The 14,028-nt window shown below is 71.5% G+C and carries 9 protein-coding genes; 7 read left to right on the top strand and 2 right to left on the bottom strand.

Features of this window, described 5'->3' with window-relative positions; genetic code table 11:
- The coding region (locus tag HHX35_RS45275) for a Clp protease N-terminal domain-containing protein (RefSeq protein WP_139578418.1) at positions 1-125 on the bottom strand (125 nt) is incomplete at its 3' end.
- Positions 126-232: 107 nt separating this feature from the next.
- Here HHX35_RS45275 and HHX35_RS40465 point away from each other — a divergent pair.
- From HHX35_RS40465 to HHX35_RS40450, 4 genes are all read left to right on the top strand, one after another.
- Positions 233-844: a TetR/AcrR family transcriptional regulator gene (locus tag HHX35_RS40465; protein ID WP_182903890.1), complete on the top strand. Its 612-nt coding sequence runs from the start codon at positions 233-235 to the stop codon at positions 842-844.
- Positions 845-1,019: 175 nt separating this feature from the next.
- On the top strand, positions 1,020-2,105 hold the full coding sequence (gene pdhA / locus HHX35_RS40460) for a pyruvate dehydrogenase (acetyl-transferring) E1 component subunit alpha (RefSeq protein ID WP_310739642.1): 1,086 nt from the start codon (positions 1,020-1,022) through the stop codon (positions 2,103-2,105).
- A gap of 96 nt (positions 2,106-2,201) precedes the next feature.
- Entirely contained in the window at positions 2,202-2,471 is a 270-nt protein-coding gene (locus HHX35_RS40455; RefSeq protein WP_182903888.1) for a hypothetical protein, read from the top strand.
- Positions 2,464-2,895, top strand: coding sequence for a hypothetical protein (locus tag HHX35_RS40450; protein WP_182903887.1), 432 nt, complete (start codon positions 2,464-2,466; stop codon positions 2,893-2,895). The genes HHX35_RS40455 and HHX35_RS40450 overlap by 8 nt, the downstream gene beginning before the upstream one ends.
- 10 nt (positions 2,896-2,905) lie before the next feature.
- Here HHX35_RS40450 and HHX35_RS40445 read toward each other — a convergent pair whose 3' ends face one another.
- Positions 2,906-3,592, bottom strand: coding sequence for a YqjF family protein (locus HHX35_RS40445; protein ID WP_220506462.1), 687 nt, complete (start codon positions 3,590-3,592; stop codon positions 2,906-2,908).
- A 134-nt stretch (positions 3,593-3,726) separates the two neighbouring features.
- Between HHX35_RS40445 and HHX35_RS40440 the strand changes: the two genes are divergently transcribed.
- From HHX35_RS40440 to HHX35_RS44990, 3 genes are all read left to right on the top strand, one after another.
- Entirely contained in the window at positions 3,727-5,574 is a 1,848-nt protein-coding gene (locus HHX35_RS40440; protein WP_220506461.1) for an HSP90 family protein, read from the top strand.
- Entirely contained in the window at positions 5,571-8,219 is a 2,649-nt protein-coding gene (locus tag HHX35_RS40435) for a hypothetical protein (RefSeq protein WP_182903885.1), read from the top strand. Before HHX35_RS40440 ends, HHX35_RS40435 begins: the two co-directional genes overlap by 4 nt.
- Positions 8,220-8,458: 239 nt before the next feature.
- Entirely contained in the window at positions 8,459-13,984 is a 5,526-nt protein-coding gene (locus tag HHX35_RS44990) for a ThuA domain-containing protein (protein ID WP_182903884.1), read from the top strand.
- Positions 13,985-14,028: the final 44 nt, after the last annotated feature.

Here is a 14,028-nt window from a genome sequence, read left to right as displayed (position 1 = left end):
TCACCCTCATGGATCAAACCAAGAAGAATGTGCTCAGTGCCGATGTAGTTGTGGTTGAGCATCCGAGCCTCTTCCTGGGCCAGGACGACAACCCGCCGCGCACGGTCGGTGAACCTCTCGAACATCTGCACTCCTCGCTGCGGCGTGACCTACAATCGGAGTCTCCACTTCGGTTACAGGCTATGAAGCGGCGAATCCGTGTGTCAATCGAGGCGTGGGGAGAGCCGAGGAAATGCCGAACGACCAGCGCGTTCCCGAGCCGGACACCTCCGGAGGGCCGGCCAGGACCCTGCGCGCCGACGCCCAGCGCAACCGAACGCGCATCCTTGAGGCCGCCGAGGCCGTCTTCGCGGCCAAGGGCCCCTCCGCCTCGACCGAGGAGATCGCCCAGAAGGCCGGCGTCGGGATCGGGACCGTCTTCCGGCACTTCCCCACCAAGGAGTCCCTGCTCAAGGCGATCATGCACGCGGTCGCGGTCAGGCTGACCGAGGAGACCCGGGCGCTCGCGGCCGAGGGCGACCCCGCCACCGCCTTCTTCGCCTTCTTCACCCGCACCGTCGAGCAGGCCGCGGAGAAGAAGACCGTCGTCGACCTGCTCGCGCAGGCCGGCATCCCCGTCACCGTCGCCAAGCCCGTCCTCGCCCTGCGTGAGGCCGTCGAGGTGCTTGTAGGCAAGGCCCAGCAGGCCGGGGCCGTACGTCCCGACGTCCGGGTGCCGGAGGTCATGGCCCTGCTGATCGGCGTGTGCCAGGCGTCCCTGCACACCCGGTGGGAGCCCGATCTGCGGGCCCGTACGCTCGCGATCGTCTTCGCGGGCCTGCGCCCCGCCGCGGCGGCCGGCTGACCGCCGCCACTGGGCGGTCGCGCAAAACCGCAGCTCATCGGCGTGGCGGGCACGTCGTGTGAACCCTAGCGCCCCACAGCCGCAATGATTGGCTGCGCACGGTGCCGACGAACCCGTCGACGAAGAGGGGTCCGGCGCGCCGGGCAGCGGTCACCGTTGTCAGAGAGGAGACGACGTGCGGCGCCAGGACGAGGCCGAAGATCTGGTCCAGTTGCTCACGCCCGAAGGCGAGCGTGTCGCGCACCCCGAGTACGACCTGGACCTGTCGAAGAGCCAGTATCGGGGGCTGTACCGCGACATGACGCTGGTGCGCCGGATCGACCGGGAGGCCTTCGCTCTCCAGCGCCTCGGCGAGCTGGGGATGTGGATCCCCTGCCTGGGGCAGGAGGCCGCCCAGATCGGCTCGGGCCGGGCGCTGGATCCGGACGACCACGTGTTCCCCTCCTATCGGGAGCACGGCGTCGCCTGGTGCCGGGGCATCGCTCCCCTCACGCTCATGGGCATGCTGCGGGGCACGACGAACGGCGGCTGGGACCCCCGGGAGACCCGCTTCCACCTCTACACGATCGTCCTCGGCGCGCAGACGCTGCACGCCGTGGGGTACGCCATGGGGGTCCGCAGGGACGGCGACGACTCGGCCGTCGTGGCCTACTTCGGCGACGGCGCGGCGAGCGAGGGGGACGTCAGCGAGGCGTTCAACTTCGCGGCCGTGTTCGACGCGCCTGTGGTGTTCTTCTGCCAGAACAACCAGTGGGCCATCTCCCACCCCGTCGGGCGGCAGAGCCGGGCGCCGATCTACCAGCGCGCGCGGGGGTTCGGCTTCCCCGGCGTACGGGTGGACGGCAACGACGTGCTGGCCTGCCTCGCCGTGACGAGGGCCGCGCTGCGGCACGTACGCTCCGGGGGCGGGCCGTTCCTCATCGAGGCGCACACCTACCGGATGGGCCCGCACACCACCTCCGACGACCCGGGCCGCTACCGGCCCGCCGAGGAGGTGGACGCGTGGCGGAAGAAGGACCCGATCGCGCGCATGCGGTCGTACCTGCTGCGGGAGGGCATGGCCGACGAGGCGTTCTTCGCCGAGGTCGACGAGGAGGGCGACCGCATGGCGCTCGAACTGCGCAACGGGGTCATCACCCTGCCGGACCCGCCGGTGGACGCCATGTTCGACCACGTCTACGCCGATCGGCACGCGCTGGTGGAGGAGGAGCGCGCCTGGTACGCCGCCTACCTCGACCGCTTCGAGGAGCCCGGCGCGTGACCTACAGATGCCGCCGGGCCCGGCCATCCGCAAGGGCCCCGTCTCTCACTGCCGTAATACCTCTCGAGAAGTGAGCGCGGGAGTATGATTCCGGGTATGAGCGGAGACAGGAAGACCCGGATCACCATCACGGTGGACCCTGACGTCGTCGAATACGCCGAGCATCTCGTCGCCGTCGGCAAAGCCACCAGTGTGGCCGCCGTCTTCAACGACGCCATCGCGGAAAAGCGCATCACCGACCAGCGTGCGCTCGCCCTGTTGCGTGAGCGCGCCCGGCAGGCTGATCCTGCGCGGGTCGCCCGCATGATGCGGCATGTGAACCGTCAACTCACTGAGCACGGTTTCCCGGCGGCGTCGAGTGAGTGACTTCACGCCGACGCCCTACATTCTCGACACCAGCGTCCTGGCCGATGTCGCCCGTGGAGACGCGGATTTGATCGGGCTCCTCCAGGACTTCGACCGCGCAGGTCAATCACTCGTCATTCCCGCGCTGGCCGCCGCCGGTGCGCTCCTCGACGGCCGTGGATCGCCGGAGGCCCAGTCGCTGCTCGCCGGCCTGGCCGCGTTCGAGCACGCGGTCGTCGCCCCACTGGACGGCATCTCCCAAGCGGCCAAGCTCGCCTCGATGATGGCCGTCACCGGCCTCGGCGTTCACGATGCCCATGCCGCCGCCATCGCCGACGTGGCGGTCTGCCCGATCCTCACCTTGCATGCCGGCAGATGGCAGCAATCGAGTCGTGCCCTGGACAACCCGCTGCACGTCATCGAGATCGCCGATCCGGACGAGTGACCATGGCCCTCTAACCGCGGACCGGGCGCGGCATGCCGATCCGTACGGGAACGCCGGGAGACGCGTGCACGAGCGGGTCGTGGCCGGGTGTGGGAAGGCCGGCCGCTTCGAGCAGTCCCTGCTCCAGCCCGGCGAGCCGGGCACGGTGCAGGGGCCAGCGCGGGTGCTCCACCTCCGCCGTCGCCAGGCGGCCCGCGACGACCGTGAACAGCCGGTAGCGCTCGACCAGGAAATCCGCGAGCCCGATCCGCTCGGCCTCGGTCAGCGGAGCGCCGAGGTCGACGTCCGCGTCGCAGCGCGCCCCGGAGGGCCCCGGCCACCGGCGCCGGCAGCGGTAGCTGCGCCGCGCCCCCTCGCCGGTCACGGACATGTCCGACCAGTAGTACGGCAGCCGATACGTCGCCCGGGCGCCCAGCACGGCGGGCAGTCTCCCGGCGTCCAGCGACAGGAACCACAGGCCGCCCCTCCCCCGGGCGTCCCTGGCGTACGTGCGCACGTTGGTCTCGGGGAAGCGTGACAGCCACGGCAGCGGCGGCAGGCCGGGCGCCCGCACATCCCGCATCAGGAACGGCGTGAGCCCGACGTACGCGGACCCCTCGTAGGTGTCCACGGTGAGCCCGTCCGGCAGGAACGCCTGCACGAGTTCGGGCGGATACCTCCAGTGGATGAACGTGATGTCGGCCCAGCGGTGATGCATCACCGGACGGTCGACCCGTCCCGATGGCGGCGACGACGGCATGAAGACCATGCCCCGGCCTCTACCCACGACGCTGGCGGTCGGTCGCCGCGAGCGCCCCTTTCATGTCGGTGCGCGACGCTACGATCATGCGCATGTCGGACGACTTAGCGGGGAACGCCCGATCCTTCCAGGTCGACCTGCGCGGACTGGTCGATCTCCTGTCCCACCACCTCTACTCCAGCCCGCGGGTGTACCTGCGCGAACTGCTGCAGAACGCGGTGGACGCGGTCACCGCGCGGCTGGCGGTGGACCCGGCGGCGCCGACGGACATCCGGATCACCGTCGAGGAGAACGGGCTGCGGATCGACGACCCGGGGATCGGCCTGACCGAGGCCGACGTGCACCGCTTCCTCGCCACCATCGGCCGCTCGTCGAAGCGTGACGACCTCGAAGGCGCCCGGCAGGAGTTCCTCGGACAGTTCGGCATCGGTCTGCTGGCCTGCTTCACCGTGGCCGAGCGGATCCAGGTGCTCACCCGGTCGGCCCGCGACCCGGACGCTTTGGGCGTGGAATGGTCGGCGACCTCCGACGGGACGTACTCGGTGCGTACGCTCCCGCCGGACGAACGTGCCGCCCTCGTCGGCACCCCCGGGACGACGGTGCGCCTGCTGGCCAGGCCGGGGGCCCGGCGGTGGTTCGCCCCCGACCTCGTGGCCGACCTGGCCCGCGACTTCGGCGCGCTGCTGCCGTACACGGTGACGGTGACGGGGGGCGGGCGGACGGTCCGCACCACCGACAGCCCTCCGGTGTGGGACCGCCCCTACCGTTCGGCGGCCGAGCGCCGGGCGGCGCTGCTCGCGTACGGCGAGCGGGTGCTCGGCTTCGCGGCGCTCGACGTGGTCGAGCTCGACGTGGAGCTGGCCGGGGTGCGGGGGGCCGCCTACATCCTGCCGAACGCGGCCAACCCGGCCGCCGGGGGCCGTCACCGGGTCTACCTGAAGGGCATGCTGCTCGGCGACGCGGTCACCGGCCTGCTGCCCGACTGGGCCTTCTTCGCGCGCTGCGTCATCGACACCGACACCCTGCGCCCCACCGCGTCGCGGGAGGGGCTGTACGAGGACGAGACGCTGGCCGCGGTCCGGGAGGCCCTGGGCGCCCGGCTGCGCGACTGGCTGACCGGCCTGGCCGCGCAGGAGCCGGGCCGCCTGGCCGCGTTCCTGTCCGTGCACGCCCTCGGCGTCAAGTCGCTGGCCAGGCACGACTCAGAGCTCTTCGAGATCATGCTGCCCTACCTGCGGTTCGAGACCACCGACGGCGAGGTGACGCTCGCGGAGTTCGCCAGGAAGCACCCGGTCGTGCGGGTGACGTCCTCGGTGGAGGAGTTCCGGCAGGTCGCCGGCATCGCGGCGGCCCAGGGCCTCGGGGTGGTCAACGGCGGCTACACCTACGACGGCGAACTGGTCGCCGCGCTTCCCGGCGTCCTGCCGGGGGTGACGGTCGAGGAGCTGGACGCGGACGCGGTCACCGCGGCTCTCGACCCGGTGGACCCCCGCGAGGAGCTGGCGATGGCCGCCTTCCTCACCGCGGCCCGCGCGGCGCTCGACCCGCTGGAGTGCGACGTGATCCTGCGCGCCTTCTATCCGGCGTCGGTGTCCGCCCTCCACCTCGACTCGCGGGCCGCCAGGAGCGAGCGCGCCCGCGCGGAGACCGCCGCCGAGTCCGACGAGCTGTGGGCCGAGATCCTCGGCGCGCTCAAGTCGTCCGCGCCGCGCGCGCAGCTCGTGCTCAACCACCGCAGCCCGGTGGTGCGCAGGCTGGCGACGATCCGCGACCACACGCTGCTCGTCACCGCCGTCGAGGCGTTGTACGGCCAGGCGTTGCTGATGACGCACCGGCCGCTGCGGCCGATGGACACCTCGCTGCTGAACCGGGCCTTCGACCAGTTGCTCGGCTGGGCCGCGGCGAGCGTGACCGACGCGCCGGAAGGAGAGGGGCCGTGAGCGGCACCGCCGCGATCCGCGCGGGCCTGGAGGAGTGCGCGGCCCTGCCCGAGGGGCGGCAGAAGGCCGAGCGCCTGGAGGTGCTCGCCGCGCAGGCCCGCACGGCCGACGACCGCTCACTGGAGGGCGAGGTCCTGCTCGCCCTCGTCGAGGCGTACCTGTACGCCGCGGAGAACGACCGCATGCCGGTCGCCGCGGGACGGCTCCTGCGGCTCCTCGACGACTTCCCGGCCGAACTGGGCCGGCTGACCTACTCCATCCACTGGCAGCTCAAGTGGATGACGCACAGCCTGGTCGACAACCCCGCCGTGCCGCTGGAGACGACCCACCGCTGGCTCGACGAGCTCCAGAGCCGCTATCGGGAGCACGGCTACAGCGCACGCCCGGTGCTCGCGCTGCGCTCGATGCTCGCGCAGGAGACCGGCGACCTCGCCACCGCCGCCGCCGCGATGGAGGCGTCCATCGCCGCGCCCAAGGACGTGATGACCGACTGCGACGCCTGCGAGCACAACGGGTGGGGCACGCGGCGGGAGGCCGCGGGCGACGACGAGGGCGCGCTGGAGTTCTGGGCGCCGCTGCTCGACGGCACGCTGACCTGCGCCGAGGAGCCCCACCGGGTGCTCGGGCATGCCCTGCTGCCCCTGCTGCGGACGGGCCGCGTCGACGACGCCCGCGGCGCCCATCTGAAGGGGTATCACCTGGCCCGGCGCACGCTCTCCCTCCGGGAGACGGTGGGGCGGCACATCGAGTTCTGCGCGCTGACCGGCAACGAGGCGCGGGGCCTGGAGATCCTCGGTGAGCACGTCGGATGGCTCACCCCGCAGGGCGAGGACGTCTCGCGGCGGCTCGGCTTCATCTGCGGCGCCGCCGTGCTGCTGCGCCGCCTGACCGCGCTCGGCCACGACGACCTGCCGGTGGGCGACCGTACGGCGGGGGCCGCGCTCGGCGACCTGGAGCGGGAGATCGGCGACATCTGCGCCCGTTACGACGCCCGCAACGGCACCCACGTCGTGAGCGAGCGGGTGGCGGCGCGGCTGAGCCGGGAGCCGCTGCTCGACCGGCTGCCGTTGGGCTCCCCCGTGCGGCTGCCGCGGCCGGCGGGGGCGGTGGCCGCCGTCCCTGTCCCGGTCCCGCCCCGCCCGGCACAGGCGTCGCTTGAGGATCTCGTGGCGGAGGCGCGGCGACTGTCCGCACTGCGCCACCCGCACGCGGACGAGGCGTGGGAACGGGTCGGCGCCGCCGGGACCGAGCTGCCCGAGCCGGTGGCCGCGCGGGTCGAGCTCAGGCGGGCGGGGACGGCGATGGAGCAGGATCCCGGCGCCGCGTACGCGCGGCTCCTGGCGGTCGCCGACCGGTTCGAGCGGCTCGGCGACCGGGCCGACGCGCTGGAGTCGCGTGCCGGGGCGGCCGTCGCCCTGGCCTACGCCGGTGACCGGGCCGGCGGCGAGAGCCTCGCGGAGACCGTCACCGCCGAGGCCGCCGCCGCGTACGCCCAGGGGACGCTCGACGCCGAAAAGTACCTGGCGGCCCGCAGGGCCGGGGCGTACGTCGCGGTGAGCACGCTCGCCGGGCCGGTCGGGCCGGTCGAGACCGACATCCTGGCGGCGCGTGCCCGGGTGGAGGCGGAGCTGTCCACGGCGGAGGAGCTGGGCGGGACCGGCCGGGCCGGCACCTATCACGACATGCTGGCCCGGATCTCCCTCCTGCTCGGCGACATCGACGCCGCGCGCACGCATCTGACGGCCGCGCTGGGTCGCCACCTCGACGCGGGCATGCCCTGGCTCGCCGCGCGGCCCGCGGGCATGCTCGGTCAGATCGCCCTCGATCAAGGGGATCCGAAGAGCGCCGAGGGCCACGTGTCGACGGCCCTGGAGCACGGCGGGGACCTGCTGCCCGCCGGCGAGGCGGCGGAGCTGAGCTCCCTGCTCGTCGAGGCGCTCACCCGGCAGCCCGGCCGCGAACTCGACGTGGTGGGGGCGGCGCTCGCCGCGGCCGCCCGGTGGGACGGCCTTTCCGAGCCGGACACACTGCACAACACCTTCGCCGCCGCCCGCGCCTACCACGTTCTCGATCGGCACGGCGAGGCGGCCGCGCTGTTCGAGGAGGTCATGCCGCGCGTCGAGGTGCCGTACGAGGGGGAGGCCGTCGCGCGGACGCGGGCGCAGTACGGCCGGTCGCTGGCCGAGCTGGGCCGGCACCCGGAGGCCGCCGAGCAGTTCGTCATGGCCGCGCGACTGGTGCAGGACGACCCCGACGCGAAGGAACTGCACGCGGAGCTGGCCTGGTCGGCCGCCGAGGCGCTGCAGTTCGCCGGGAGGCCGGACGAGGCGCTGCCCGCCTTCCGGCGGGCCGCGCGGCTGTGGGGCGACGTCGGCATGATCGTCCCGCGCGTACGCTGCCTGCGCGCCGCCGCGTGGCTGATGGACTGGACGGGCGGGGACACGGCGGAGGACGTGGACACGGAGCCGCCCGGTGTCACCGCGATGCGGGCCGTGCTCGCCGAGCTGGAGTCCCTGGCGGGTGCCGAGCCGTCGGAGGAGGCCGCCGCCGAGCTCGCCGAGACGCGCCGGCAACTCGACGCGATGCTCGACGACGGCTTCGACTCGTGCGACGTCGATGAGGACGAGGGCGAGGACGAGGAGTAAGCCCCAGGTGACGGGCCACGGCGGTGATGCCGGGCCCGAGCGGTAGCATGCCGCCATTCCATGGAACTTTCGTCACAACCCAGCAAAAGTTCTGCAGTTTTGCCCAAACTATCTTCACAATCCTCCAAAAGGCGCTTACCTTCGGGGCGGATCACCGCTACACGGCCGGTTTGTGAAGCGAACGCGTCCTCACGACCGTGCAGCGGCCCGCATCGCACCGATGGAAAGGAAGCTCCGCCATGCCCCCCAGGCGGCCGACCGATCGCGCCAGAAAGCGGATCGCGCAGACCTGCGCCTTACTCCTGGCCTTCACGGGCCTGACCGTGCTCACCCCGGCCGCGCCCGCGCAAGCGCACGCGGCGCCCATCGACGCCGCCGACTACCAGCGCGTGGAGCTGGCCAGGGGCGTCGCCGAGATGGGCGAGCCGATGACGATGACCGTGCTGCCCGACCTGTCGGTGCTGCACACCGCTCGCGAGGGAGTCCTGCGGCGCACCGACGCGCGCGGCGACACGACCGTGGTCGGCACGCTGAACGTCTACAACCACGACGAGGAAGGGCTCCAGGGAGTCGCCGCCGACCCCGGCTTCGCGACCAACCGCTTCGTCTACCTCTACTACGCTCCCCGCCTCGACACCCCCGACGGCGACGCCCCGGCCACCGCGTCCGACTTCTCGGCCTGGAAGGGCGTGAACCGGCTGTCCAGGTTCACCGTCAAGCCCGACTGGACGCTGGACAAGGCCAGCGAGGTCAAGATCCTCGACGTGCCGGCCGATCGCGGCATCTGCTGCCACGTCGGCGGCGACATGGACTTCGACGCCGCCGGCAACCTCTATCTGTCGACCGGCGACGACAGCAACCCCTTCGACTCGTCGGGCTACTCCCCGATCGACGAGCGGCCCGACCGCAACCCGGCGTACGACGCCCAGCGCAGCGCGGGCAACACCAACGACCTGCGCGGCAAGATCCTGCGCATCAAGGTCAAGCCGGACGGGACCTACGACATCCCCGACGGCAACCTCTTCCCCGCGGGCACCCCGAACACCCGGCCCGAGATCTACGCGATGGGCTTCCGCAACCCGTTCCGGCTGAGCGTCGACAAGGCCACCGGCGTCGTCTACGTGGGCGATTACGGCCCCGACGCCGGCACCACCGACCCCAACCGCGGGCCGAGCGGCCAGGTCGAGTTCAACCGGGTCACCCGCCCCGGCAACTACGGCTGGCCCTACTGCACGGGCACCAACACGCCGGTCGAGACCTACAACACGTTCACCTTCCCCTCCGGCCCCTCCGGAGCGAAGTACGACTGCGCCGGCGGCCCGGTCAACGCCTCCCCGCGCAACACCGGCCAGCGCACGCTGCCGCCCGCCCAGCCCGCGTGGATCAGGTACGGCGGCGACGCCGGCTCCCCGCCCGAGTTCGGCGGCGGCTCCGAGTCCCCCATGGGCGGTCCGGTCTACCACTACGACGCCGCCCTCGACTCCGCGGTCAAGTTCCCGCAGGACATGGACGGCCACCTCTTCGTCGGTGAGTTCGGCCGCAGGTGGATCAAGGCGATCGACGTGCAGGCCGACGGGACGCGCGGCGACATCACCGACTTCCCGTGGACCGGCACGCAGGTGATGGACCTGGCGTTCGGCCCGGACGGCGCGCTGTACGTGCTCGACTACGGCACCGGCTACTTCAACGGCGACGCCAACTCGGCGCTGTATCGCTTCGAGTACATCAAGGGCCGTGACCGTTCCCCGATCGCGGTGGCGAAGGCCGACAAGACCTCGGGCAAGACGCCTCTCACGGTCACGTTCTCCTCGGCCGGCTCCGCCGACCCCGAGGGCGCCGCGCTCACCTACGCCTGGGACTTCGGCGACGGCACCACCTCCACAGAGGCGAACCCCGTCAAGACGTACGACAAGGACGGCACGTACACCGCGACGCTCACGGTGCGCGACCCCGCGGGCAACAGCGGCAGCGCCAGCGTGGTCGTCACGGTGGGCAACACCGCGCCGACCGTGACCATTGAGACGCCCACGGCGGGCAGCCTGTTCCAGTGGGGCGACTCGGTCCCCTTCACTATCAAGGTCACCGACCCTGAGGACGGCGACGTCGACTGCGCGAAGGTCAAGATGACCTACGTGCTCGGCCACGACAGCCACGGCCACCAGATCAGCTCGAAGAACGGCTGCTCGGGCGAGCTGACCATCCCGGTCGACGGCGAGCACGACGACGCGGCGAACATCTTCGCCGTGTTCGACGCCGAGTACACCGACAAGGGCGGGCTGACCACCCACACCCAGCACATCCTGCAGCCGCGGCACCGCCAGGCCGAGCACTACGGGGCCTCCCAGGGCGTCAACCCGATCGGGAAGAGCAACGCGCACGGCGGCAAGACCGTGGGCGACATCAACAACGGCGACTGGATCTCCTTCAAACCCTACGAGCTGAGCAAGGCCAAGGGGATCGCCGCCCGTGTCTCCTCCGGCGGGAAGGGCGGCACCATCGAGGTCCGCACGGGATCGCCGACCGGCACCCTGCTGGGCAAGGTGAGCGTGCCCGTCACCGGAGGCTGGGAGACGTTCACCGACGTCTCCGCGCCGCTGTCGAACGCCCCGGCGGGAACGACCGAGCTCTTCCTGCTCTTCAAGGGCAACGACGGCGCGCTGTTCGACGTGGACGACTTCACGCTGACGGCCGAGCCGCCCGCGGGCGGAAGCCCGGGACCGATCGTCAACGCCGGCGGCCTGTGCCTCGACGTCGCGAACGCCGACCCCGCCAACGGCACCAACGTGCAGCTCTACCAGTGCAACGGCACCGGGGCTCAGGTCTGGAGCGTCAACGGCTCCACGCTCCGCTCGCTCGGCAAGTGCCTCGACGTCTCCAACGGCGGCACCGCCGACGGCACACGGGTGCAGATCTGGGACTGTGTCGCGAACGTCGGCGCGCAGGTCTGGACCGTCGGGACGGACGGCACGATCAAGAATCCGCAGTCCGGTAAGTGCCTCGACGGCTCGACCACCGGGCAGATGGTGATCAAGACGTGTGACGGCGGCAACGCGCAGAAGTGGACGACCTCGGCGACCACGGGCGGCGGCGCCGAGGGCGAGGTCCTGGTCTTCTCGCGTACGGCCGGCTTCCGGCACGACTCGATCCCGGCGGGCATCCAGGCGATCACGGACCTGGGCTTCAAGGTCACCGCGACCGAGGACCCCGCCGTCTTCACCGCCCAGAACCTGGCGAAGTACAAGGCCGTGGTGTTCCTCAGCACCACGGGCGACGTGCTGAACGACGCCCAGCAGGCGGCCTTCGAGTCGTACGTCAAGGCGGGCGGCGGCTACGTGGGCATCCATGCGGCGGCCGACACCGAGTATGACTGGCCGTTCTACGGCGGCCTGGTCGGGGCGTGGTTCGCCTCGCACCCCGCCGTCCAGCAGGCGACCGTGAAGGTGGAGGACCGGGCTCACCCGGCGACCGCCCACCTCGGGCCGACGTGGACGCGCACCGACGAGTGGTACGACTACCGCTCCAACGCCCGCACCACCGCCCACGTGCTGGCCTCGCTCGACGAGAAGTCGTACTCCGGCGGCAAGATGGGCGAGGACCACCCGATCGCGTGGTGCAAGGAGTATCAGGGCGGCCGGTCGTTCTACACGGGCGGCGGCCACACGGCGTCCTCGTTCTCCGAGCCTGAGTTCCGGCAGCACCTGCTCGGCGGCATCAGGTACGCCATGGGCGACCTCAAGGCCGACTGCCGTCCCGAGACCGGCTACACGACGCTCTACAACGGCGCCACCACCGGCTGGCAGCAGGCCGGGCCCGGCGGATTCACCAACGCCGACGGCACCCTGACCTCGCACGGCGGCCTGGGGCTGTTCTGGTACAAGGCGAAGGAGTTCCACTCCTACTCGCTCAAGCTGGACTGGAAGATGCGCGGCGACGACAACGCGGGCGTCTTCGTCGGCTTCCCCGCCTCCGACGACCCCTGGTCGGCGGTCGACAACGGCTACGAGATCCAGATCGACGCCACGGACGTTCCCGAGAAGACGACCGGGTCGGTCTACGGCTTCCAGTCGGCGGACCTCAAGGCCAGGGACGCCGCGCTCAACCCGCCGGGGCAGTGGAACACCTACGAGCTCCGGGTGGAGGGTGAGCGCCTGCAGATCTTCCTGAACGGCGTGAAGATCAACGACTTCGTCAACACCGACCCGAAGCGGTCCCTCCAGCAGGGCTACGTGGGCATCCAGAACCACGGCGACGGCGACGAGGTGGCGTTCCGGAACATCCGCATCAAGGAGCTCGGCCCGGCGGAGGGCGACGTCACCGTCCAGGCCGAGAGCTGGACCGAGGCGAACGGCGTCGACACCTACCCCCACGCCCCCGCGCACGGCGGCACCGTGCTCGGCTACGTCAACCCCGGCGACTGGGCGGCGTACGACGGCGTGGACCTCACCGGCGTCACCCACCTCGCAGCCCGGGTGGCCTCGCCCACCCCGAGCGGCGGCTTCGAGATCCGGACCGGTTCCCCGACCGGCCCGGTGCTCGGCAGCGTCACGGTCCCGAACACCGGCGGCTGGGAGTCGTACGCGGACGTCTCCACGGCGCTCACGAACGTCCCCAGCGGGAGCGTGAAGCTCTACCTGGTGTTCACCGGGGCCGACTTCGACGTGGACGACTTCACGCTCGTCCGCGCCTCGAAGGACGCCAAGGCGCCGGTGACCACGGCGGCCCTCGACCCGGCGGAGCCGGCGAGCGGCTGGTTCACCGGACCGATCTCGGTCACCCTCAAGGCCGCCGACGAGGGCTCCGGGGTCGACACGACCGAATACAAGGTGGACGACGGCGAGTGGACCGCCTACACCGAGGCGGTCGTGGTCTCGGGCGACGGCTCGCACACGCTGGCCTACCGCTCCACGGACAAGGCGGGCAACGTCGAGGACGCCAAGACCCTCGCGGTCAAGGTGGACGCGACGGCGCCGATGACCACCGCGTCGTTCGCTCCGGCGAACGACGACGGCTGGCACAACAATGCGGTCCCGGTGACCCTCGCCGCGGCGGACGGCACGTCCGGTGTGGCGAAGACCGAGTACTCGGCGGACGGCGGCGCCTGGACGGCGTACACCGAGACGGTCACCGTCACGGGCGAGGGGCAGCACGAGCTGCGCTATCGCTCGGCCGACAAGGCCGGCAACGTCGAGGAGATCAAGGCCGTGACGGTCAAGATCGACACGAAGGCCCCGACCGTCGCGGTCTCCGGAGTGGCCGGCGGGCAGAAGTACGGCGACGGCCAGGACCTGACCATCGGCTGGACGGCCGTCGACAACGGCTCCGGCGTCAAGACGGTCACCGGCACCCTGGACGGCAAGCCGTTCACGGCGGGCACGGTCCAGGCGCTCTACGAGCTGGCCCTGGGCGAGCACACGCTCACCGTCACCGCCGTCAACAAGGCCGGCAACCAGACCGTTCAGACGGTGAAGTTCTCCGTCGTCACCTCGACGGACGACATCACCGCTCTGATCGACCGTTTCGAGGCCGCCGGGAAGCTCACCGGCAAGAACGCCGACAAGCTGCACAAGTCGCTCGACGGCGTGCGCAAGGCCGAGGAGAAGGACGACAAGGGCAAGAACAAGGACGACAAGATCGTCAAGGAACTCGAGAAGTTCAAGAAGACCGTCGACGACAAGAAGGTCGTGACCGACGCCCAGGTCCGCGCCACGCTCCTGCGGGACGCCGACGCGCTGATCGTCCAGTACGGCGGCACGCCGAAGGGCTGACGCCCTGCTGAGGCCCTGCTGAGGCCCTGTTGAGGCTCGGTTCG

This window comes from Microbispora sp. H10830 (assembly GCF_014161375.1).
Taxonomy (GTDB): domain Bacteria; phylum Actinomycetota; class Actinomycetes; order Streptosporangiales; family Streptosporangiaceae; genus Microbispora; species Microbispora catharanthi.
This window is presented reverse-complemented; position numbering and strand designations above follow the sequence as displayed.